Origin of the sequence: Nocardia flavorosea (genome assembly GCF_015477805.1) — a bacterium.
In the GTDB taxonomy this organism is placed as follows: Bacteria; Actinomycetota; Actinomycetes; order Mycobacteriales; family Mycobacteriaceae; genus Nocardia; species Nocardia flavorosea_A.
On the sequence record NZ_JADLQL010000002.1, the window covers coordinates 189,343 to 213,478 of the forward strand.

Genomic DNA, 24,136 nt, shown 5'->3' on the forward strand with positions numbered 1-24,136 from the left:
CCGACTCGTACACCCGTACCGGAATACCCGGCGCATGTGAGTCACATAGTGGGATCTGTCTGAATAGCCTGGCATGCCTCCACCAGTACGTCCGCCGCTAGCAAACCCGATTCCTCCGCCGCCTCGCGGACCTCGTCGGGCAGGTCGTAATCCGTGGTCACGGCCAGGAGGGCCAGTTGCAGCGCCTCGCCCAGCCGGCCCAGCCGGCGGGCGATCAGCGTTTCGTCCATATCCGGGCCCAGATTCTCCCAGCCCACCGGCTGCACCCCGTCGATGCGGTAGCGGCGCAGCGTGTCCTCGCCGAGCACCTTCATGAAATCCACCGCCGAGGCCATACAGCGATTATTCGCCACCCGGTACTCGGTGCGGTCGGCGATCTTGTCGATGAGTACCGCGACGATCGTCGCGGCCGTGAACATACCGTCGCAGACCCGGGCCGGAGCCGCCTCGGGCGGGCCGGGAGGGGCCGTGGCCAGGCCGGTGGTGACCGCATCGATCCACTCCACCACCAGCTCGGTGCCCGAGGCATCGGACAGCCGTGGTTCGTAGACATTCGGTTCGTCCCGGCGCCGGAACCACCGCCACGGTAGACGCATCGCCATCACCTCTGTTCGGAAGCAGACTTGCCGAGCAGCGAATGCCGTCGGCCGTATGCGAAGTACATCACCAAACCGAGCAGCATCCAGACTACGAAACGCAGCCAGGTTTCCACGGAAAGATTCACCATCAGCCACAGGCAGGCCAGCACCGCCAGGATCGGCACCAGCGGCACGAACGGAACCCGGAAACCGCGCGGCAGATCCGGGCGGGTGCGGCGCAGCACCACTACGCCGATCGAGACCAGCAGGAACGCGAACAGGGTACCGATATTGACCATTTCCTCGAGCGTGCCGAAATCGACGAGACCGGCCAGGATCGCGCACACCACGCCGACGGTCACCGTGATCCGCACGGGCGTGCCGCGCGACCCGGTCTTGGCGAACCAGCGCGGGGTGAGACCGTCCCGGGACATGGCGAACAGGACCCGGGTCTGACCGAGCAGCATCACCATGACGACAGTGGTCAAACCGGCCAGCGCGCCGATGGAGATGATCCGGTGCGCCCAGGTGGCGCCGTGGACTTCGAAGGCGGTGGCGAGAGTGGCGTTATCGCCGGCGAGTTCGGTGTAGGGCACCATCCCGGTCAGCACCACCGTCACGGCCACGTACAGCACGGTTACCACGATCAGCGATCCGATGATTCCCCGCGGCAGATCCCGCTGCGGGTTCTTCGTTTCCTCGGCGGCCGTCGCGACCACGTCGAAGCCGATGAACGCGAAGAAGACCAGGCTGGCCGCCGCGAGCAGGCCGTACCAGCCGAAGCTGCTGTTACCGCCGCCGGTGACCCAGGAGAACAGCGACTGGGTGAGCCCCTGCCCTTCCTCGCCGGGTACCGCTTCCGGGATGAAGGGGGTCAGGTTGGCGGAATCGAAGAATGTCAGGCCGACGACGATCACCAGCAGGATGACCCCGATTTTGATCGCCACGGCCACCGCCGAAACGCGCGAGGACAGTTTGGTGCCGAGAGCGAGCAGCGTGGTCAGGATCGCGATCAGCAGTACCGCACCCCAATCGAAGGTCACCCCGGCGATATGGACGACCGCGGCGCCGTGATCGAACACCTGACCGAGATACTGCGACCATCCCTTGGACACCACCGCTGCCGCGAGCGCGAACTCCAGTAGCAGATCCCAGCCGATGATCCACGCGGCGAGTTCGCCGAAGGTCGCGTAGGAGAACGTATAGGCACTACCGGCCACCGGCACGGTCGAAGCGAATTCCGCATAGCACAGGGCGGTGAGTCCGCAGGCGATGGCGGCGAATACGAACGCCAGCGATACCGACGGACCCGCGACATTGCCCGCGGTCCGGGCGGTGAGGGTGAAGATACCGGCACCGATCACGACGGCGACACCGAAGATTCCGAGGTCCCACGCGGTCAGGTCTTTGCGGAGTTTCGCGCCGGGTTCGTCGGTGTCGCGGATCGACTGCTCCACCGATTTGGTGCGGAACAGCGAACTCCGGCTTTTCGGGGTCGTCACTGCGGCCTCCTGTGTTACTGGCGCGAGTACCGGGAACGCTAGTGCACTCCCGACATATATCGGGTTATCCACGACGACAGCGCCGCAATCGCCAGGCCGGCCGCGACAGCCACCAGACCGGTGATCCCGAAGTAGGCGAATTCGGCATCAGCGGAGTAGAACCGGGCCAGCACGCCGGACAGCGTGGTGCCCAACGCCACCGACAGAAAGTAGAGCGCCATCATCTGGGCCCGGAAATGTTGCGGCGCCAACTGGGTGGTGACCGCCAGCCCGATCGGCGAGATCAGCAGCTCCGAGACCGCGAACACCGCCATGATGAACAGCACCACCAGCGCCGGCACGGCCTTACCGGTGGTCCCCGCCAGCGGCACGAACAGCAGGAACGCCGCGCCCATACCGATCACGCCGAAGGCGAACTTACGGGGTGTGCTCGGTGCCCTGCTTCCCAGCTTCGTCCACAGCAGCGCGAACAGCGGCGACAGCGCGATGATCCACACCGGTTCCACCGAACCGATCCAGTTCGACGGCGCCGTCCAGCCGAAGATGTTCCAGTTCATCCGTTCGTCGGAGTACACCGCCAGCACGGTGAAGATCTGCTGGAACAGCGACCAGAACACCACATTCGCCACGAACAGCGGCACGAACGCCCACACCCGGCTCCGTTCGACCGCGGTGACCCGGCGATGGGTGAGCAGCACGGCGAAATATCCGAGGGCGGCCACCACGATGAGCGCCGTGGTGACATCCGGCAGATTGCCGATGGTGACCAGACCGGTCACCAGCACTCCCACGATCACCAGGATCGCGACGAGCAGCAGTCCCGCCAGCGGGCCGAGCGCGCGGCGCGGCAGCGGATCCGGCACGTCACGACCGGCGGTACCGAGGTTGCGCCGGAACATCACGTACTGGATCAACCCGAGCGCCATCCCGACCGCGGCCGCCCCGAAGCCCGCGTGGAAACCCCATTCCTGCTGCAGCAGACCGGTGAGCAACGGCCCGGTGAAGGCGCCCAGGTTGATTCCCAGATAGAACAGCGTGAAACCGCCGTCGACGCGCGCGTCACCCTTCGGATACAGGGTGCCCAGCAGCGCGGACGCATTCGATTTCAAGGCGCCACTGCCCAGGGCGACCAGGACCAGCCCCAGCCCGACTCCGGCCAGCCCGGGCACCAGCGCGAGCGCGATATGCCCGGTCATCACCACGACTCCGCCGTAGAAGACGGTCCGTTCCATCCCGATCAGCCGGTCGGACACCCACCCGCCGAGCACCGTACACAGATAGACGAGCCCGCCGTAGGCGCCTACCAGTCCGACCGCGACGTCCTGATCGATCCCGAGCCCGCCCTCGGTGGTCTCGTAGTACAGGTAGTAGCCCAGGATCGTGAGCATCCCGTAGAAGGAGAACCGCTCCCACAGCTCCACACCGAACAGGTTGACCAGGCCGATGGGGTGCCCGAAGAAGGTCCGGCCGGGGACCGCCGTGGAGGGTGCGTCCGACATTCCCCGACTCTGCCACGAACCAGACCTGCCGCGTGGCATACCGCACCGAACCGATATCGCACGTTGACGCGGGCGCCCGGGCTCAGGCGATCGACTGGGCGATACCGTCCAGGATGTCGTGTTCGCTGACGACCAGCGCCCGGATACCGGCCCGCTCGGCCAGTTCCGCCGCCAGTACCTCGGTGATCACCGCACCGCCGCCGATCACGTCCACTCGGCCCGGATGCATCGGCCCCAGCGCGGCCCGCTGGTCGTGATCCATCCCGATCAGCCGATCGCAGACCGCGTTCAGTTCCGGCAGTTCGATCCGCGCGAGATGCGTTTTGGCCGAATCGTATTCCGGCAGGTCCAGGGCCACCGCGGCCAGTGTGGTCATCGTGCCGGCCACCCCGACCCAGGTGTGCGCGCCGTCCACCGGCACCCGAGTGAAAGCCTCGGTGAGCCGCTCGGTCGCGAAATCCCGGGCAGCGGCCACCTGATCGGCCGAGGGCGGATTTCCGTGCAGGCATCGCTCGGTGACCCGCACACAGCCGATATCGGCCGAGAACGCCGCCTGCACACCGGTGCTGTCACCGACTACCAGTTCGGTGGAACCGCCGCCCAGATCGACCACCACGAAAGGGCCGTCGTCCGGCCGCAACTCACCCACCGCGCCCGCGAACGACAACCGGGCCTCCTCGTCGCCGGTGATCACCTCGGCTTCGGCGCCCGGCACCACACGACCCAGTTCGGCGCGCGTCATCGCAAAGAAATCGTCCCGGTTCGACGCATCACGGGTCGCGGAGGTGGCGACCATTCGCACCCGCCGCACCTCGTGCTCGGCCATCAGCGTCACATAGTCGGCCAGCGCCACCCGGGTGCGTTCGATCGCCGCCGGATCGAGCCGGCCGGTCGCGTCCACGCCCTTGCCGAGCCGCACGATCCGCATCTCCCGATGCACATCGGTGAGCGCGCCGTCGGTGCCGATATCGGCGATCAGCAGGCGGATCGAGTTGGTGCCGCAATCCACGGCCGCCACCCTGTCGTTCACAGCGACTCCTTCGAAGCTGGTACATACCGTTCGCGGCGGCCGGGGTATCGCCTCATGATTCCGCCTCCGGCGCGTACCGCGGCCAGTCCGCCGGAACCGCGGTCCCCCGCAATCCGTTCTCGGCCGCCAGGGCCACCGCTTCGTCACCGAGCGGATTCACCCCCGGCCCTTTGGCGAGCGCGTGCGCGATCAGCACATGCAGGCATTTCACCCGGTCCGGCATACCGCCGCCGCTGAAATCGGTGCCCAGCGATTCGATCTCGTCGCGTTCGGCCAGATAACTCTCGTGCGCGGCCCGGTAAGCGGCAGCCAATTCGGGGTCGCGGCCCAGGCGTTCGGTCATCCCTTTCATCACGCCCGCGGATTCCAACCGGCTGGCCTCGGCCGTGAGCCGCGGATCGGTCAGGTAGTACAGCGTCGGAAAAGGAGTCCCGTCGGGCAGTTTCGGCGCGGTCTTCACCACCGCGGGCAAACCGTCGGGTGTCCGGTAGGCGATGGCGAGCACCCCGCGCGGGGCGCGGCCCAACTGTTCGGCGACGATCTGCAGATCTCGGTCGTCGGGTGTGCTCACCTGTTTCCTTCCGGCTGCGGCGCGGGCGGTGCCGCTTCTTCGACGGGTGGTGGTTCGGAAATACTGCGCCACAGGTCGGTGTACCACGGGTCGGGAACGTCGCGCGGCGCCTGCGGGTCGGGAATGGCAGGTACCTCGATCCCCGGGACCTGCACGATATACGGGGTCTCCCCCGGCATGACAAGTCGCAACCGGTCCCGCGCCTCGGACCGGATATACGCCGGATCCTCCTGCTGCGCCCGGCGATCCTTCAGGACGGCGATATCGGCCTCGAGCGTCCGGCGTTCGGCCGCCAGCTGGGCGGCCTCGGAGCGCTGCGTGAAATAGGTGCGCATGGGCACCGCCAACGTCATGGCCAGCGCGCACACCACCATCGCCAGGATGATCGCCTTACCGGCGGAAAGCCCGAGGATGGTCCGTTCGGTCCAGTCCCGGGTCCCCGCGGCGCGGCTGCGGGACCGGCGGGTGGTCCGGCGCACCCGTTCGGCGCCGCCGTGTACAGCGGCAGCGGGCCGCCGGGACGGCGCACGCGACGTGCGCCGGTTACCCCGCCCGGCCGGGCTGGTCCCGCGCGCACGCCGCTCCGCCATCTTCTTGCTCAGTCCTCGAACGTGAACCGCGGGAACGCGACATCGCCCGCATAACGAGCCGAATCGCCGAGCGCGTCCTCGATCCGCAGCAGCTGGTTGTACTTCGCCACCCGCTCGCTGCGCGCCGGCGCACCCGTCTTGATCTGTCCACTGCCGACGGCGACGGCGAGATCCGCGATGGTGGTGTCCTCGGTTTCACCCGACCGGTGCGACATCATCGTCTTGTACCCGTTACGGTGCGCGAGTTCGACGGCGTCCAGGGTCTCGGTGAGCGTGCCGATCTGGTTCACCTTCACCAGCAGCGCGTTCGCGGCGCCCTTGGCGATACCGTCCTCGAGCCGTTCCGGGTTGGTGACGAACAGGTCGTCGCCGACCAGCTGCACCTTGTCGCCGATTTCGTCGGTGAGCGCCACCCAGCCGTCCCAGTCGTCCTCCGACAGCGGGTCCTCGATGGACACCAGCGGGTACGCGGCACGCAGCTCGGTGTAGAACTTCGCCATCTCCGCGGCGGTACGCGCCGAACCCTCGAACTGGTACGCACCGTTGGAGTAGAACTCGGTCGCCGCAACATCCAGGGCCAGCGCCACATCCCGGCCCAGTTTCAGCCCAGTCTTCCCGATCGCGACGCTGATCAGGTCCAGCGCCTCCCGGGTACCGGCGACATCCGGGGCGAATCCGCCCTCGTCGCCCAGCCCGGTGGCCAGCCCCTTCTCCTTCAGCACCGCTTTCAGCGCGTGATAGACCTCCGCGCCCCAGCGCAGCGATTCCTTGAACGTCGGCGCCCCGATCGGCGCCACCATGAACTCCTGCACATCCACCCCGGTATCGGCATGCGCGCCACCGTTGAGGATGTTCATCATCGGTACCGGCAGCACATGCGCGTTCGGTCCGCCGAGGTAACGGAACAGTTCCAGCCCCGACGACTCCGCCGCCGCCCGCGCCACCGCCAGCGACACACCCAGCAGCGCGTTCGCACCCAGCCGGGACTTGTCCGGGGTGCCGTCCAGATCCAGCAGCGCCTGGTCGACGGTCCGCTGTTCGACAGCGTCCAGCCCGATCACCGCCGGGGCGATCTCGTCCAGCACCCCCTCAACCGCCTTCTGCACCCCTTTACCCAGGTAGCGCTCCCCGCCGTCCCGCAGCTCCACGGCCTCGTGCTCACCGGTGGACGCACCCGACGGCACCGCGGCCCGGGTCAGGGTGCCGTCGTCGAGGGCGATCTCGACTTCGACGGTGGGGTTACCGCGCGAATCCAGGATCTCGCGAGCTCCGACCTGTTCGATGATGGCCACGAAAACAACACTCCTTCGGCTGTCGGCACGGTGTGATCAGGAAAGAGCCGTGCAGTCGCGAGCCTAGTAGGCCCGCTCGGAGCCAGTCCATCTGCCGCCCCGCACCACGCCGAGCTCCCCGGAAGCTCCTGCCCATCCGGTACACCGCCACGCGCCCAACCCCGCCGTGCCGGACAGTGTCACGAGGTCACGCGCACGCGCCGCCCATGAGCCACAGCACGCCCGAGCGAGGTCGGTCCGCGAGCAGCCTTGCCCAGGGACCCGTAGTCGGCGGCCGGTGGGCGAGACTCTGCGCACGCACCGCACACATCTCGACGGCGCAGGGACGAGCTGACTCGACCTGTTCCTCGCCGGGGCGACGGTTTCCCACGGCGACCTCGGCGGAACGCGGGCGCTGCAGGTTCGCCGGCACTCCCAGTGGAGGTCTCGCCCAGCCCCAACAGCCATGCGCCGAGTTCAGAGAGCAGGGGCCGCATTCCCATCACACGCGTCGGCCGACACTGTAGGCTGCCGCCCGGTCACGGACCTCCTCCATATAGCTCTGCGACCGGTTATAGGTGAACAGCGCCCGGCTCCACCCTTCCGCACTCAGCAGATCCCCGCCGCTGACACACAAGTAACGGGCAGCCGTCAACGCCGCATCATCGATACTGTGCGGATCGGCCACCCCGTCCCCATTGGCGTCCACTCCCCACTTCCGCCAGGTCTCCGGGATGAACTGCATCGGCCCGACCGCCCGATCGTAAACCGTATCCCCATCGAACCGCCCACCATCGGTATCCCGGATCTCCGCCACCCCCGGCGACCCGTCCAGCGCAATCCCGATGATCCCCGGCTGCACCAGCCCATCCGCCCCTACCTCCGCACCCTGATGCCGGCCGTGATCGCTCTCCACACTCCCGATCCCCGCCAGCGTCGTCCACGCAACCCCGCACTCCGGCCGCGACCTCCCCATCACCGCCGCCGCATACCCATACGCCTCCAACGCCGCCACCGGCATCTCCAGCCCATCCGCATGCTCCGACGCCCACCCGTTCAACAAGGCCGCGGTCCGGCCGGGCGCATCGAGATCGATCACCGGAACCGGCACCCCGGGGCCGGGCGGGGTCCCCTCGGGAATGGGCACGAGTTCCTCACCCACCCCACACCCGGTGAGCAACAACGCGACGATCGAAGCGGCGATAACGCCGTACCTGCGGGAACGCACACCATCCATCATCCAGATCGGAACGCCGCAATGCGCTGACCGCACCGAGGCTGTGGCCGGCAGCACGCCGGACGCGCTCCGCTCATGATCGGCACTCCACCGCGATCCGACCCAGCCGCCTTCGCCTGCCACCGGCCCGCGACCCACGTGCTGATCATCGGAAAGCTTTAGCTATCAACGGTCTACATAACCGCACTTCACTGCTGATCAATCAGAACTTGTTACGGTCCCGGCGCACAACGTGCAGTACGATTCCGCGGGATCGTAATCGTTAGGGGGGCCGCCATGCACCGACGACAACTCGCAAGGCTGCGCAACGCGGTCGCCGTGTTCGCGACAGCGGCGATGGTGACGGGAACAGCGGGGTGTGGATCGGTAGTGAACGGCCAAGCTGTTCGACCGAAGCCGGACCTGTCCGGTCTGGAAGTCGGTAATTATCCGACCGAACCGATCCACGTCGGAACCGCGGGCGACAAGGAGGCCGCGCGCTACCGCGAGGGAGAGCGGCTGGGTGATTTCGTTGTATTGCCGTTCGAAGCTGATCCCGCTTACTCGCGGATGGTGGTGGGAACGGGCGGCCCTGTTGTACTCAACCGCAAGGACATGCAGTCACTCGTCATCAACGACACGTTCGACGAGGTAGCCGCAGACTTGACGGCAGGTTGGGTGCACACCTGGGCGACGGAAGACCACCCCACGACCGCCCAGGAGATGAGCATCGCGGTCTTGATGTTCCCCGATGCGCCGACCGCCGAACGTGTCGCCGCGGGTCTCGAACACGACGATTTCACCTTCAACACAGACAACCGGCCTGTTCAGCTTCCCGAATACCCTTATGCAAAAGCTCATTGGCGCCCGGGTGTCGCCTCGCTGGGCAGCTGGACGAATCATGATCGCTACGTGGTCTTCGTCAAGTTCGACGACAATTCGAACAAGACAGACCTTCCGGATATGGTCCGACGGACCGAATCCCTGCTCGACCTCCAGATGCCGTTGCTCGACAAGTTCGAGCCCACGCCTGCTGATCAACTCGAGAATATCGAACTCGACCCAGACGGAATCCTGAGTCTGGCATTGCCGAAGAGCGAAGAGGTCGCCGCCGCGCTAGGGCCTTCCAGCGCTTTCCGGGGGCGAGGAGCGCTGCACTTCATCGGTTTGTCCAGCTTGGAGTTTCTGGACAAAGGCGAAGTCAGCGCGATAGCCCTCGCGGAAACTGTAGTCATCCGCAGTAGGTCTACCCAAGGCGCCGAAGCCCTCTGGGAACTCCTCCGCCCGGACGAAACGACGGACTCACAACCGATCGCTGCCCCCACCGGTATAGACGGCGGGGTCGAGTGCTTCCGAAGAAAAGTCGAGGAGCATCAGCGGCCGTCCAGCTTCTGCGTACTCCGAACGGGTAAATACTTTACACACGTGGAAGGCGCACAAATCCAGGATCTACATCAAAAGACCGCCGCCCAGTACGCCTTGCTTGCAAGATAGGGTGCGAATTGACGACAACGGGTACCAGTAGAAGGCCGAGCCGTAGACAACTGTTGGTGGCGGCGCTGATCCTGACAGTCACGGCGGCGGTGACAACAGCATGCGGTCAGGCGATCGTCGGCCACCCCGGGCCGGGGATGAGTCCGGCGGCCGTGGACAAACTCGATGTCGGGCTCTACCCGACGGAACCTGCCGATTTCGATATGAAGATCGGAACCAACGTGGACGTGTACTCACTGGAGGCACGCAGGATGCTCGGGTATCTGATTTCACCGTACAGCGTGGACCCCGACCTCCGATACCTCTGGGATACCGCACTTTTGTCGGGTAGTTCTCCCCCGGGCCCCGGCACGTACCCCGCGGACCTCGAACCGATATCGGAGAAGAACTATTTCATCGCCGGCGCCGCAACGATACGAGCCAACAACAGTGCCAGGAACGAAAAGCGCACAGCCATCTCCATATTGAACTTTCCCGACGCCGACTATGCGCGAACGGCCGCAGCGGAGTACAACGCCGCCATCGATCACGCTGTACCGGGACGGCAGAAGATCGATATAGCCGGATACAGCGATGCCCATGCAGCCTTGTCCCCGAGCCGCAACGAAGGGCTGTTGTTCGCAGCCCGGGGACCATTCGTGGTGCACGCTTCGATACTGGCGCCACCGGATCAAGCGGAGCAGATGGGCGACCGGATGAAGCGAATCCTGGATCTCCAGTTCTCGGCCCTGGATGAATTGACACCCACGCCACCGGACGACATGTTGGATCTTCCCATCGATCCGGAAGGAATTATGAGGATCACCCTGCCGGACGAGTATCCGGGCAGCGCCGCGTACAACGACATGGCCGGAGCTTATCCACCGTCGGCACACCTCCATATGGAGACCGACGCAGGAGTGACCGGCGATTACACGCCGTACGGTGTCGACCTCGTTGCCAGGAACGGAGCCACGGTCTACCGCACCGGCAGTATGCAACAGGCTTTTTCACTACAAACCGCACTGACACGGGCGGAAAAGTACGACGAGGAACTACCCAATCCGCCGGGCCTCACCGACGCCCGCTGTCTGATGCGTGAATTCTCAGGCATACAGGACAGCTTTTCCTGCGTCATCGTGTACGACCGCTACGTCGCAGTCATAGATGCCTTCGGCATCGGAAATGCGCCATCGCCTGAACTCTATCAAGCCACAGCCGCCCAATACGCGATGCTGGCCAATAGTCGATGACGTCGGGCCGTGGAGAGCGCACGTTCGCCGTGCCGGACCGTTCTTGCCGGACCACAATCGCTGTGACGGCATCCGTACAGAATACCCCGCCGCCGGCGTGACCGAAGGTATAGGAGGAGCGAATGGCATTGCCGCCAGGTGCCGTTATCGGCGGTTACCGTATAGAACGCGTACTCGGCAGCGGCGGTATGGGCGCGGTGTACCTCGGCCAGCACCCGAGTCTGCCACGTCAGGACGCGATCAAGGTCCTCAACGAGGAACTCTCCAACGACCCGGAGTTCCGCGCACGCTTCGAACGTGAGGGCAGTCTCGCTGCGGGCCTGGACCATCCCAATATCGTCCCGGTGTACAACCGCGGTGAAGATCACGGTCTGCTGTGGATCGCGATGAAATTCGTCCCGGGCACCGATGCATCCGAGGAGGCCCAGAAGGGGCCCGCGGTGATGACGGTACAGCGCGCCTTGCGAATCATCTCCGAGGTCGGCAAGGGGCTCGACTACGCGCACCGGCGGCGTTTGCTGCACCGCGATATCAAACCGGCCAACTTCCTGCTGTCGAACTCTCCGGATGATGATGAAGAGCGGGTCCTACTCACCGACTTCGGCGTTGCCAAGTCCGTGGAAGACGGCCAGGATCTCACTGCAACCGGCAAGTTCATGGCTACGATCGCCTACGCGTCGCCAGAGCAGTTACTCGGACAGCAGATCGACTACCGGTCCGACATCTACAGCCTGGGATGTTCGTTTTTCAAATTGCTGACCGGTCAAAATCCCTACCCGTCGACCGTCCCGGCGATGGTGATGATGGGTCACTTGAACGAGGCCCCACCGCAGATCTCGGCGACGCGCCTTGATCTGCCGCCCGCCCTCGACCGAGTCTTTGCAAGAGTGCTCGCCAAGAATCCGGCGCACCGTTACAGCAGCTGTCGCGATTTCGTTGCCGATGCCGAGTCCGCCCTCTACGGACGGCCCCAATTCGCCCCGGATGGTGGCTACCGGACGACACACCGCGCAGTGCCCGTCGCCTACACGGGCTCGGGCTCGCCGACAGCGACAGCCGTTACCCAGCGCGATCAGTCTTCGATCATCACCCAGCCGCGAGAGGATTTCGGCCGTTCCGCCCCGGAGTCCGGTATCGGCCGTGCTCGCAGGCGGAAACTTCTTGTTGCTGCGGCCTCGGCGATTGTCGCTGTCCTTGCAATCGCGGCGGGGGTGTATGCGATTTCCGGAAATGGCTCGGGATCGCCCACAGGCCCCGATCTCGCCCAGGTACGTTCAGCACACCCCGAATTCGCGAACAAAACCGTAGCAGTATTCAATTACGGAAACTCCCTGTTCTCGGCCGCCCTCGACGGCTCCCCCCAGGCGAACTTCCTCCGTGATCTCGGATTCCGATACAGCGAAGCCTACCTCCCGCTCAAGAACGAGAAGTCGCCACGTGAGCTCGCGCCAACTGGATTCAGTGTCCCGAAGCTCTTGGACCTGGTAATCGTCGGAAGAACCGACAGCGCTGCCGGAAACGGCGGCCTCAACGGGCTACCCAACTCATTCTTGAATTCAACCGCAAAGATCGTCGTGGTGGACGACGTCACAACAGTACAGGCATTGCAAGTATGGACCGATCAGTCACCTGAACGTCTTGTGAACGAATTGGTTCCAGCCATATCGAGGGTTATTTAACCTGTCGGGGAGGCCGATATGCACACTATGAAACGCTTATCCATCGTGCTGCCTGTCTGCGTAGCACTGCTGACCGCAACCGGCTGCGGCGATGATTCTCCGGCCTCCGGCCAGGACGTTGATACCGCCTCGCTACAGCCGGGGAATTACCCGACTACACCACGGACCGCAGAGGAGGTCCGCACACCTGAGAATATCGATATTCAGGAGCCCCTCCGACTGGGTGCACATGTACCGATGATAATGGAGACCAGCCCGCGGCTCGTCTTCAATCGGGTCGAGGCCCAGCGCAAGATACTCACACCGCTCATGCCGCCGTTGAAACCCGAGAATTTTCTCTCGGGCGCACCTGGTTTCATCGCCGGATGGGAGACGATGGGGCAACGGCGGCAAGATTCCAACCATGGCAGAACCATCGAACTCAGCGTGATGAGGTTCGCCGAGACCGGCCAAGCTACCGCCGCCGCACAGTTCCTCGCAGACACTGCTATGCATGGCAAGTATCCGCCCGTCGAGACCATTTCCATACCGGAATATCCCTCTGCATTCGGGCAGGTCAGCAAGTTCGGTGCAGTCTCGACATGGATTGCACAAGGCCCATTTGTGTTGAAGACATGGGTGGGCGCAGGTGTCGATCTTCCACCTGATCCCGCGGCCTTGGCCGGTCTCACCAAGACGGTATTCGACGAACAGTTCGCCGCCCTTCGAGACTACGAACCGACACCGCCTGACCAAATGGACGATCTCCCCGTCGACCGGGACGGAATACTGACCTATACCCTTGCCGGATCCGAACCGGCTGCCGAGTTGGTTATGAGTCCAGTGGTCGCGTTGAACTTCCTGGAACGACCGGACCTGGCAAAGCGGGCGTTCGAGGATGCCCACGTCGACTTGGCAGTGCACGCCGCAGCAAGGATATACCGCGCCGGCGATCCGGATGCAGCAAGCCGTTTGAAGGCATATTTCATATCCCAGCAGGACTCTGCACGTCAACGGGTCGATTCGCCACCGGGGCTACCGGCGGCTTACTGCACCGACGACCCCGAGTCGACAGGTTCCCTCTCGTGTGTGTTCACAGTTGGCCACTACACTGTCATTATCGAGGGCTCCAACCAGATTCAGGATCTACACCAGCAAGTTGCGGCACAGTATCTTCTCCTGGAGCAAGCACCCTGAATCGAGCATGAGTGATGCCCCGGGTAAAAAACCCCGGGGCATCACCGTATTGGATCGACAGCCGATGATCGGCATTGTCAAGCAAATTACATCGACATCCAGGCGCCGGCATTCCGCTTGTCGGTGTCGGACATATTGATCGCACCGTCCTGGACAACCCGCGAGATGCGATTCAGGACATCCAGCAGCTCGATCTGGGCGACTTTCCACTCGTTCTGCTTGACCATATAGGCTTCGTACGCGCCATCATTTCCCGAACTGCTGTCGCTTTCCCACGACTGGGCAAGATTCTGCGCGTAACCCATCAGATCATCATTCTGGGTCCTGAGCTCGCCGACCCTCCTGTCGATATCGGTCGACAGCGCCATGAGCTGCTCTTGGCTGTACTTCAACATTGGAAACTCCTGGTGGTGTTCGTAGAGCGGCCGAGGTGCCTAGAGCTTGATGGTCGATGCCGAGAGGGCGGATTCCACAGCAGCGATGGACTGCTGGTTCTCCTGCTCGGAGGTTTCGTAGTTCTCGCCGTTCTTGCGGATCATGGTTGCAATCTCGGTCAGCACGGTGGCCAGACGCTGCGACTTGGCATCGTAATCGTCCATGACACGCCGGAAAGAGCCGGCGGCAGCACCTTCCCAGTTGCCGGCGCTGCCCGCCACCAGATCCCGAATGTTCCGGAGCACGCCCTGCATCTGGTCATTCACATCATCGATGTGCTTGGCGCCTGTGGACATCCCGGATGAGTCGACTGTCAAACCAGCCATGGTTTCTCCTCATTGTGAGTTCGGTTCCGGACCCCCTGCGTCCGCAAACGGCCCGAACTTGCCCTTCATCTTGATTGGACGCGTTCCGCGTCCAATCGGTTCCATGGATTCTCGAAAATATCCCGGCAGGAGTCATGGGTTGACATCTAGCGAGGATGCGAGGTCTTCACAGATAGGTGTAATCGAGTCGTACCCCCCTGTCCGATACTGGCATCCGATGCTGATCTGGATACTGTGTTCGACGATAACATGCCAGTCAACGGTAGATCCGTCCTCTGGATGCTCGGTATAGGCCAACCCCGGCCGGCCACCGAAGACCACGTCGCGACGAACTGGAGAGTACAAACCAGCTGGGCCGGCGGCTATTTTGGTCTCGAGGTCGGAGGCGACCAAGTCGTAGCCGGCCCTGGCGATCTGTAACTGCTCCTGGGTGACTGTGATTCGGGCCTTGGGACCCGTATTCGGCTCGAGCACCAAGCGAACGGTGGATGCGGTATGCGGGTCGATGATCCGCCAGCCTTCGGGCACGGTCAACGCCACGTAGCCGACAGTGACGGAACCGGCGTCGAGCTCCGGCTCTGCGGAATCTGCGGACGCGGGGGGTTCGGTCGAAGTAGGCTCGGACGCGGCAACCTCCGCATCCCCAGCGGTGGACATTCCGAGGAAAACGCCGACGGTGACCAGGGCCGCTATCGCTGAAACAGCGACGGCCCCGATATACAGCGGAGTTTTCGAGCGGGGCGGACGGGTGGCGGCGGCCCGTTCCCGCAGCGACTGTAGCCATTCGGCGTCGGCAGCAGCCGGAGGAATGGTTGGCCGGTGGTCAGCAGGTTCGGTGGCGCGGACCCGCACGAGATCTGCGCCGGCGACCACGAGAAGATCAGCGCGGCACAGTTCGGCGACCACATCGGCGATCAGATCGAGGAAATCGGCATCGGTACGACCGACTATCACCACCGAATCGACCTGACAGCCTTGGGTCAGACGCTCCAATAACGAACGGAAAGCATTCCGACCGTGCTCGCCGGCGCCGATCTCGGCGGCGGCGAGGGCCGGCTCATGCTCGCAGAACTCCAGGCGGGGACCGTGATCGCTGGGAACCACCGTGGTCGCGGTCGTCGACAGCGGTCCGAATTCCAGGACTACGCTGCGTACATCGCGGATCCGCCGAGTCGCAACGGCCGCGCGCAGGGCGATCGGCTCCAAGTTCACCTGACCGCAGTGCCTTGCGGCAGCGGAATGCAGCACGTTCAGTCGATGAGGATCCCATTCGCTGGGGTGTAACACTGTCAGCAGCCCGCACGGCGAGTGAACGCGCAACTGTGCAAGGGCGTGGGCGAACACAGCAGCGAGCGCATCCACCGGTACCGGCATACCGGGGTCGTATGCGATGCGATCGGCGGCGATCAGTTGCACCGGCGATACCGCGATCGACGGTGGGGCCAGAGGTTCACCCACCACGAGGCTGCGGCCGTCGCCGGCCGGGACGACCGAGGGCACGAAGTCGGCGTGGGTGGTCGCGCTCCAGGCCCAGAGCCGGGCTTCGGTCAGCGCGATCTCCACATCGGTCATTGCTGGCCCGGCATCCACGCGGTCTGGATGAGTTCGGCCTCTGTCCGGCCGACGAGGGTTCCACGACCCGGCGGCATCGCTGTCGGGCGGACATTGCCCATCAGAGTGCCCTCCTCCCGGCTGCCACTCATCACCAATCCCGGAGTAGCCAAGTCACGTAGGCGCGAGATCACCGACTCGTACATCGCGCGGCCCGCACCACCGGAACGGCGGGCAATGATCAGGTGCAGGCCGATGTCTTTCGCGTGGGCGAGATAGTCGACGAGCTGCGCGACAGGATTACCGCTGGAACCACTGGACACCAGGTCGTAGTCGTCTACCACGACAAAGAGATCGGGGCCCGACCACCAGGACCGGTCACGCAATTGCTGCGGCGTGACGTCCGGTCCGGGCATGCGGGTCTGCAGGATAGCGGCAAGATCGCGCATATTCGTCGTGAGACCTTCTGCGCTGGTCGCATAGGCGGCCAGGCGATCCGGGTCGAAGGCCCCGAGCATCGTTCGGCGGAAGTCGACCAGCACGACAGCGGCATCGGCGCGCGCGTTGGATTCGAATATTCCAGCGACGATGCTGCGCAGCAGCGTGGTCTTACCGCATTCGGTGTCACCGAAAATGATGAAGTGCGGATTGTGGTCGAAGTTGAGGAAAACCGGTGCGAGTTCGGATTCGTTGATACCGATCGGGATCGCGGCATTGCGTCGGTCGGGCTGGCCCTGCCACGGCCCGATGGCGCGGACGAACTGGTCGCGGTCGAGGCGTTCCGGCAGCATCCGTACCTGCGGGGCGGGGCGACCCGGAGTGGCCTGCTGTAGCCGGGCGACAGCATCGGCGACGCCGCGGCTGAGATCCTCGGGGTTCGACGATCCGTCTACCCGCGGGAGCGCGGTGAGCATATGCAGGCTCTCCGGCGTCATACCGCGACCCGGGCGACCCTGCGGCACCAGCGCGGCGACCTTGCGGCCGAATTCCGAGTCGGCCGGATCGCCGAGGCGGAGTTCGAGGCGGGTGCCGATCTGGTCCTTGAGCTGGGGGCGCGCCTCCATCCAGCGGGACAGGGCGATCACCACGTGCACACCGTAGGACAGGCCCTGGACCGCGAGGTTCATGATGGTTTGTTCCAGCGCCTCGAAATCCTGGCGGATGGAGCCATAACCGTCGATCACCAGGAAGGCGTCGCCGAACGGGTCCTCGTGGGCGCCGGCGGCAGCCTGACTGATCGATGGGTCACCGGCGCGCAGGCGACGGAACTCCGACATCGATTCGATACCGAGCTGGCGGAACCGCAGTTCGCGATTGCGCACGATGGTGGTCATTTCGGCGACCGTGCGGCGGACCTTGTCCTGATCCAGGCGGCCCGCGACCGAGCCGACATGCGGTAGGCCCTCGAGGCTGGCGAGGGTGCCGCCGCCGAAGTCGAGGCAGTAGAACTGCACCTGCTCGGCGGTATGGGTCATCGACATCGACATGATCAGCGAACGCAGCATGGTCGATTTACCGGACTGCGGGCCGCCGACCACGGCGACGTTGCCGCGGGCACCGGACAGGTCCACGACCAGCGGATCACGCCGCTGGTCGTAGGGGCGGTCGACGATGCCGATGGGAGCGCGCAGGCTCGCGACGGCGTTGTATTCGCCGGTGAGGATCGAATGCTCGTTCAGTTCGTCGAGCGGTGGGGCGGCGTCCAGTGGGGGCAGCCAGATGGGGTGCGCGGGGCGGCCGTGCCCGCGGATCCGGGCGGCGATCATGCCCAGGTTGGAGATCTGCTCGCCGTCCTCGACCAGGGGTTCCGGCTCGTCGATCGGTTCGGGGGCCAGGGGCACCCGGTCCGCGGCACGGAATTCGACGTGCTTGGCGAGGAAGGGCCGCGCGGTGACATCCATTTCACCGGCGCTGGTCGCGACCGAAATATCGCGCTGCGGACCGCCGCCCACGTACGGGCCGGAAACGTAGGAGGCCTGGAAGCGCTGGATTTCGCCCGAATCGGATTTCAGGTAGCCGCCGCCGGGGACGCCCGGCAGGTTGTAGGCGTCGGGAACGCCCAGTACCTGGCGGGATTCGTTGGCGGAGAACGTTTTCAGGCCGATCCGGTAGGAGAGGTGGGATTCGAGGCCCTTGAGTTTGCCCTCCTCCAGTCGCTGTGAGGCGAGGAGTAGGTGCACATGCAGCGAGCGACCCAGGCGGCCGATCATCACGAAGAGTTCGGCGAAATCCGGGTGCTGGGTGAGCAGTTCGGAGAATTCGTCGAGTACCACGAACAGCGCGGGCAGCGGTTCCAGGTCGGCGCCGGCGGCACGGGCTTTCTCGTATTCGGAGACGTTGGCGAAGTTGCCGGCCTGGCGCAGCTGTTCCTGCCGGCGGTTCATCTCACCGGCCAGGGCGTCGCGCATACGGTCGACGAGGTCGGCCTCTTCCTCGAGGTTGGTGATAACGGCCGCGACATGCGGGACGCCGTCGAGGCCGAGGAAGGTCGCACCGCCCTTGAAGTCGACCAGGACCAGGTTCAGCTGATCGGGCGAATGGGTGGCGAGCAGGCTCAGCACCAGGGTGCGCAGGAATTCCGATTTACCCGAACCGGTGGCGCCGATGCACAGGCCGTGCGGGCCCATACCGGATTCGGCGGCCTCCTTGATATCGAGCACAACGGGCAGGCCGTCGGCGCCGACGCCGAACGGCACCCGCAGGCGTTCCCGGCCGTAGCGGGGACGCCAGGCGCTCTCCGGGTTGAAGGAGCCGAGGTCGCCGAGGCCCATGAGCTGAGCCCAGGTGTTGATGGTTTCGCCCTCGGTCACCTCGACATCGCTGCTGCGCTGGGTCGCGGCCCGGTACGGAGCCAGCCGGCGGGCCACCTGCTGGGCCTGCTCCGGGCTGAGCCGGTCGATCATCGCGAAGCGTTCCTGGTTACCGGTGGCACCGCGACCCAGGCATTCGCCGTTGCGGATGGTCAGGGTGATGCCGCGGGATACGGCGAGCCGCGGAGCGTAGCCGCACAGGTCGATCACGGTGACGCCCTCGTACCCGGCCTCGCGGAGCTGATCGTCCTCGGCCTCGAGCAGGCCGCCGTCCACCACGATCACCACATGCACCATGGCGGAGTTGGTGGGCTGGTTACGGGAGTAGCGGACCCGGTTCGCGAGCACCGGCGCCAGACCGGCCATCATCTCCCGGACCGACCCGTAGAACATCCGCTGACTGCCGATACCGTCCTGCGCGTCCGGATGCTGGGTATGCGGCAGCCATTTGGTCCATTCCCATTCCGCGCTGGTATCGGGACCGCAGACCACCGCGGTGAGTACCTGGTCGGGGCCGTGGAACATGGCCAGCTGGACCAACATCGCGCGCACCATATCGCGGGCCTGCGCGCGGTCGCCGTCGAGCGCGATCGTCGCGAATCCCTTCACCGCGACGGCGGTCGGCAGATCCGGGACCGTGGAATGGGCCCGGACGAAACGCCGCAGCGATACCGCGGCGATGGGTTCGAGTTCCTCCACCGGGCCGGTTTCCGGCGCCACCAAACGGGTCGCCAGGCGCTGGCCGCCGAGCCCGATGCGCACATGGCAGAAATCCTTGTCGCTGGGGCGGCGCTCCCACATCCGGGAGGTACCGGCGAGCATCCAGACCAGGCCGGGTTCGGGATGGCTCCATTCGACCGCGGCCCGCTGTTCGGCGGCGGTCACGTCGACATCTTTGCGGACCTGATCGAGATAACGCAGGTAGTCTTTGCGGTCCTCGTTGGCCTCGGCCGCCTTGGCTCCCTTACCGTTGCCCTGACCGGCGAACATGCCGATCATCGAGACCATCATCATCATCGGGAACATCAGCGTCATCGGATTGGACGCGATACCGCCGCCCCGCGTGAACATCAACGCCATCATCCCGACCATGCCGAGGACCATCACCACCGGCATGAGCTTCATCAGCAGGTTTCCGGGGGTTACCCGGGGAATCTCGGGCGGCGGTTGCAGTGTCACTTCGCCGCCCGGGGTCCGTGGAACCTCCCGGCGCGCACGCCGCTGAAACCGAACCGTGGTCATCGAGCGAGATCCCCCTTGTGGCAATGCGATGTTCGGGCTCAGTGTAGAGGCAGGCGCGAACATGTCGTACAGTTCGACCTGCATTCTGCTGGCCGCGACGTGGGCACGCAACCCGCGCCATCTGCTGGGAGAATGTGAAAACAGCAGGGTAGCGAGCAAACTTGGGGGAAGCGTGACGCATGCGCGACTCGACCATATGGAGGAAGATTCCTCGCGGGGTATAGTCCGCGCACCGGATCTCACCAGGGTCACCATTCTGGCCAAACACACGCAGGTGGATATGGCCATCCCGGTCGATGTGCCCGTGGCCCTCGTGATTCCCAGCGTCGTCGATATGGTCGCCGCGCACAGCCGCACCAACGAGTTCGACAATCAGGGCGAACGGTTCGAACCGGCCGACTGGGTGCTGGCGCGGATCGGTCAGCCACCGCTGTCGAATTCGCTGAGCCTGGGTGATCAGGGCATTCGCGACGGTGAGTTGCTGATGCTGGAGAGCTCGGCGAACACCGCGCCCACTCCCCTGTTCGACGACATCATGTACAACGTCGCCGTCGCCGACGCCGAACATTTCCGCGGCTGGAATCCGAAAACCGCGCGGACCACCGGCTCGATTCTGGCTGTTCTCGCCATGCTGGCCGGCTGCACGGGCCTGCTGGCCGCGCCGGATGCGATGCCCGGCTGGATCACCGGCGCCATCGCGCTGGGCGTGACCGTACTGCTGGTGGTGGCGGCGATGATCCTGAGCCGCGTCTACGGGGATCCGAAAACCGCGCTGGTACTCGGCGGGTGCGCGTTGCCATCGGCATTCACCGGCGGGATGCTCATCGTCCCGGACCATTACGGCTGGGCGCATCTGCTGCTCGGTTCCACACTTTTCGGGGCCACCGCGATCCTGGCCTGGCGAGTGACCGGTGTCGGCCTCGGGCTGTTCATCGGCGCCGGCACCGTCGCGATCTTCCTGGTGCCCTCGGCATTGGTCGGCCTGCTCACCGCACAGCGGCTCGAGGCCGTCGGCGCCGTGGTGGCGGCCCTCGGACTCGGGGCGCTGTCGCTGGCCCCGCGTATCTCGATGATGCTCGCGAAACTGCCGCTGCCGCCGGTACCCGCCCCCGGCACTCCGATCGATCCCACCGAGGACGATCCCGACGACCACCGAGCACTGCCCACTCTCGACGTACTGCAGGCCAAATCCATGCGGGCACGCACGTACCTGAGCGGATTGGTCACGGCGACTGCGCTGGTCACTGTGGTGGGCGCCCTGGTCGCCACCGATCCCGACTACGGCGGTTTCTACTGGCAGGGCATCGCCCTGGCGCTCGTCTGCGCGGCGGCTCTCATGTTCCGCAGCCGCACGTACGCCGGCGCGGAACAGGCCGTAATCCTGATCGTCGCCGGCGCCGCGATCCTGCTGGTGATGCTCACCGCCATGGCGTTCGTGGCCGATCTGCCGATGGCCGCATTCGGGGCCGCGCTGGTGATGGTTATCGCGGCCCTGGTCCTCGGCATCATCGTCCCCAACCAATCGGCGACACCGCCGATGCGGCGCGCTGCCGAACTGATCGAATACGGGTTCGTGGCCGCGGTGCTGCCGCTCGTGTTCTGGGTGGCCGACCTCTACTCCCTCGTCCGCGGGCTGTGAACCGGGGGGTCCGCACCGCGGCCGTGGCCGCGGTTGTGGGGGTGAGCGCAGCACTGGGTTTCGCGCAACCGGTTGCCCACGCCGACCGGCCACCCGCCGTCGACCCGGGCCAGGTACCCGCCGGTGACCCGGCGAAACCGAGTGAACCGACCGAACGCAAGGCCAATGCCCCGTGCACCAGCACGGTCGCCGGTGGAGAGGGGCCGGCCGTGCCTGCCGCACAGGCGGCGCTGGATCTGCCGCACGCGTGGCAGTTCTCCAAAGGAGAAGGCCAGCTCGTCGCGGTGATCGATACCGGTGTCGCCCGGCATCCACGGTTACCCGGCCTGCGGCCCGGCGGTGATTTCGTCGCCAACAGCGGCGACGGCACGGAGGACTGCGATGCGCACGGCACCTTGGTGGCAGGTATCATCGCCGCGAGTCAGGTTCCGGGACAAGGCTTTTCAGGAGTGGCACCGGCCGCGACCATTCTCGCGATTCGCCAGACGAGCGATAAGTACGTGAAAGCCGGCAGTAACGCCACCAAATCGCCCGAAGATCTCTCCAAAGAGGGATACGGCAATGTCGCGACCATGGCGCAGGCCATCCGCCGCGCCGCTGATATGGGCGCCACGGTGATCAACATTTCCGAGGTCGCCTGCAGTTCCAGCCCCATCTCCGACGGATCGCTCGGCGCGGCGCTGCACTACGCGGTGCATACGAAGAACGCGGTGGTCGTCACCTCTGCGGGCAACACCGACAACGACAACTGCAAGGGCAACACCAACATCCTGGACCCGCTGGACCCTGCCGCGGATCCGTGGAGCAAGACAACCGTCAATGTCACCCCGGCCCGATACGACGATCTGGTGCTCTCGGTCGGCTCCATCGATGCCAACGGTGCGCCGTCCGACTTCACCGTTCCCGGACCGTGGTTGAGCGTTGCCGCCCCCGGCGAGAACATCGTGTCACTGGATTCGGTCGGGACCGGGATCATCAACGGCACCCAGGGCCCCCAGGGCCAGCAGAGCATCAACGGAACGAGTTTTGCCGCACCCTATGTATCGGGTGTGGTCGCACTGGTCCGCTCACGATTCCCGGAACTGTCGGCCGTGGATGTGATGAAACGGATCCAGGCGACGGCGCACGCACCGGCCGAAGGCTGGAATCCGTACGTGGGCTACGGCGCCATCGACGCGGTAGCCGCCCTGACCAACGAGGTTCCCGACGAACTGCGCCCCAAACAACCGAATCCGCCGATGAACAAACAACTCGCGGTACCCGCCCCGCCCGACCCACCTGACCACACGGCCCGCAATGTGGCACTCATCGGCAGCGGAATCATCGGCGGCAGCCTTATCCTCGGCTACCTGGCGTCGTTCCCCACCCGGCGGCGGTTCGGGGTCGGCGAAGACGACGCCTGAGCGCGATTCCGAATACCGGTCTACCTGACCGGATCATCGCCGGATCGGGCCGAACGTCCACAAACGACACGGTCGCCGCGACCTCTCGTATCGAGAGTGTTGCGACGACCGCGTAAGCCTCGGTATCAAGCCGGTGGCTGCTTCTTCATGAGCGCCCGCACACCACCGGGGAGTAGCTACTCCGCGCCAAGCGCGCTAGCGAGTACCTCCCTCATGATTCTGGTTCTCCCACTCCTCCACCTGTTCAGGTGTCATGGTGCAACCCTTATCAAAGTCCGGACACATCTCATTCGGATGGTTCGGAACGAAGCCACCCGTATCTGCACCCGCGACTCCGGAGCCCAATGCGAGTGCTGCACCGATTCCAGCGACGAGTATTGCCTTCTTGATCATTTAGATCACCCTCCCCTAATCGAGCGACCGGGTTCGGCACCGAAATGCCCGACGAATAGCGGAGCTCACCTGCAACGGCCGCTACATCAGATGCGCTATCGCGCTACGAAGTCCACCGCAGTTTCAACATTACCCGGCTGCATTCCGGTGTCGGTCAGGACCTTGAAGTCGCACCTGCTTCGCAGCTTGTACCAGCGGCCCCTGTCGATACGGACACTCGAGTGCAGTAGATAATCGGGTGGAATATCGGAATGATTGTCCGAGTATCCCGATATACCACCTATCGTGGTACGGCAACTCATTGAACCGTAGACGACCCGCTGGGTAGCCACAGTGAGTTTCAGAGCCCAGGCGAACGTGCTTGTACTATAGTCCACTTGCCCGGTGAATCGGGCAACGTTGTTATCATATTCCCGATAGGGCGAACTCGTAGTGAATTCAAGGTCGGCCGGATTCGGCGCCGCATGGGCTATTCCCGGAAAGGCTAGCAGTAGAGCCG

The 24,136-nt window shown here is 64.9% G+C and carries 18 protein-coding genes; 6 read left to right on the forward strand and 12 right to left on the reverse strand.

The features are described from left to right. Window positions 1-41: 41 nt before the first annotated feature. From IU448_RS09875 to IU448_RS09910, 8 genes are all read right to left on the reverse strand, one after another. Window positions 42-596 carry a hypothetical protein gene (locus IU448_RS09875; protein ID WP_228812580.1) on the reverse strand — a complete coding sequence of 185 codons (555 nt, stop codon included), beginning with the start codon at window positions 594-596 and terminating at the stop codon, window positions 42-44. Window positions 597-601: 5 nt separating this feature from the next. Continuing rightward, window positions 602-2,080 (reverse strand): amino acid permease, encoded by a 1,479-nt coding sequence (locus tag IU448_RS09880; RefSeq protein ID WP_195055299.1) that lies wholly within the window; start codon window positions 2,078-2,080, stop codon window positions 602-604. Between the two features lie 38 nt (window positions 2,081-2,118). Then, complete coding sequence (locus tag IU448_RS09885; protein WP_195055300.1) at window positions 2,119-3,579, reverse strand: peptide MFS transporter; 1,461 nt, start codon at window positions 3,577-3,579, stop codon at window positions 2,119-2,121. Window positions 3,580-3,661: 82 nt separating this feature from the next. After that, window positions 3,662-4,609 (reverse strand): Ppx/GppA phosphatase family protein, encoded by a 948-nt coding sequence (locus IU448_RS09890; protein WP_195055301.1) that lies wholly within the window; start codon window positions 4,607-4,609, stop codon window positions 3,662-3,664. Window positions 4,610-4,661: 52 nt separating this feature from the next. Then, window positions 4,662-5,180 (reverse strand): DUF501 domain-containing protein, encoded by a 519-nt coding sequence (locus IU448_RS09895; RefSeq protein ID WP_195055302.1) that lies wholly within the window; start codon window positions 5,178-5,180, stop codon window positions 4,662-4,664. Then, complete coding sequence (locus IU448_RS09900) at window positions 5,177-5,770, reverse strand: FtsB family cell division protein (protein WP_195055303.1); 594 nt, start codon at window positions 5,768-5,770, stop codon at window positions 5,177-5,179. Before IU448_RS09900 ends, IU448_RS09895 begins: the two co-directional genes overlap by 4 nt. 8 nt (window positions 5,771-5,778) lie before the next feature. Further along, the gene (gene eno / locus IU448_RS09905) at window positions 5,779-7,062 is read right to left on the reverse strand and encodes a phosphopyruvate hydratase (protein WP_195055304.1); all 1,284 of its coding nucleotides are present in this window, start codon (window positions 7,060-7,062) and stop codon (window positions 5,779-5,781) included. Window positions 7,063-7,543: 481 nt separating this feature from the next. Next, window positions 7,544-8,278, reverse strand: a complete 735-nt coding sequence (locus IU448_RS09910) for a lytic transglycosylase domain-containing protein (protein WP_228812811.1) — start codon at window positions 8,276-8,278, stop codon at window positions 7,544-7,546. Window positions 8,279-8,647: 369 nt separating this feature from the next. On the opposite strand from IU448_RS09910, the gene IU448_RS09915 reads away from it, so the two are divergent. The 4 genes from IU448_RS09915 (at window position 8,648) to IU448_RS09930 (ending at window position 13,838) form a co-directional block, all read left to right on the forward strand. Further along, complete coding sequence (locus IU448_RS09915) at window positions 8,648-9,751, forward strand: DUF7373 family lipoprotein (RefSeq protein WP_195055306.1); 1,104 nt, start codon at window positions 8,648-8,650, stop codon at window positions 9,749-9,751. A 56-nt stretch (window positions 9,752-9,807) separates the two neighbouring features. Next, entirely contained in the window at window positions 9,808-10,983 is a 1,176-nt protein-coding gene (locus tag IU448_RS09920) for a DUF7373 family lipoprotein (RefSeq protein ID WP_195055307.1), read from the forward strand. A gap of 122 nt (window positions 10,984-11,105) precedes the next feature. Further along, window positions 11,106-12,662: a serine/threonine-protein kinase gene (locus IU448_RS09925; RefSeq protein WP_195055308.1), complete on the forward strand. Its 1,557-nt coding sequence runs from the start codon at window positions 11,106-11,108 to the stop codon at window positions 12,660-12,662. Between the two features lie 18 nt (window positions 12,663-12,680). Further along, on the forward strand, window positions 12,681-13,838 hold the full coding sequence (locus IU448_RS09930) for a DUF7373 family lipoprotein (RefSeq protein WP_195055309.1): 1,158 nt from the start codon (window positions 12,681-12,683) through the stop codon (window positions 13,836-13,838). A gap of 86 nt (window positions 13,839-13,924) precedes the next feature. Here the strand turns inward: IU448_RS09930 and IU448_RS09935 are convergent, their stop codons facing one another. The 4 genes from IU448_RS09935 to eccCa all read right to left on the reverse strand — a co-directional run bounded on the left by IU448_RS09935 (window position 13,925) and on the right by eccCa (window position 20,202). Next, window positions 13,925-14,233 carry a WXG100 family type VII secretion target gene (locus IU448_RS09935; protein WP_195055310.1) on the reverse strand — a complete coding sequence of 103 codons (309 nt, stop codon included), beginning with the start codon at window positions 14,231-14,233 and terminating at the stop codon, window positions 13,925-13,927. Between the two features lie 39 nt (window positions 14,234-14,272). Beyond that, on the reverse strand, window positions 14,273-14,599 hold the full coding sequence (locus IU448_RS09940) for a WXG100 family type VII secretion target (RefSeq protein ID WP_195055311.1): 327 nt from the start codon (window positions 14,597-14,599) through the stop codon (window positions 14,273-14,275). 132 nt (window positions 14,600-14,731) lie between these two features. Further along, window positions 14,732-16,171: a type VII secretion-associated protein gene (locus IU448_RS09945; protein ID WP_195055312.1), complete on the reverse strand. Its 1,440-nt coding sequence runs from the start codon at window positions 16,169-16,171 to the stop codon at window positions 14,732-14,734. Continuing rightward, window positions 16,168-20,202 (reverse strand): type VII secretion protein EccCa, encoded by a 4,035-nt coding sequence (gene eccCa / locus IU448_RS09950; protein ID WP_195055313.1) that lies wholly within the window; start codon window positions 20,200-20,202, stop codon window positions 16,168-16,170. Before eccCa ends, IU448_RS09945 begins: the two co-directional genes overlap by 4 nt. Window positions 20,203-20,374: 172 nt before the next feature. On the opposite strand from eccCa, the gene eccD reads away from it, so the two are divergent. Together eccD and mycP are read left to right on the forward strand one after the other, a co-directional pair. Beyond that, on the forward strand, window positions 20,375-21,841 hold the full coding sequence (eccD, locus tag IU448_RS09955; protein WP_195055314.1) for a type VII secretion integral membrane protein EccD: 1,467 nt from the start codon (window positions 20,375-20,377) through the stop codon (window positions 21,839-21,841). Between the two features lie 41 nt (window positions 21,842-21,882). Then, on the forward strand, window positions 21,883-23,244 hold the full coding sequence (mycP, locus tag IU448_RS09960) for a type VII secretion-associated serine protease mycosin (RefSeq protein ID WP_280457539.1): 1,362 nt from the start codon (window positions 21,883-21,885) through the stop codon (window positions 23,242-23,244). The last annotated feature ends 892 nt before the right edge of the window (window positions 23,245-24,136 follow it).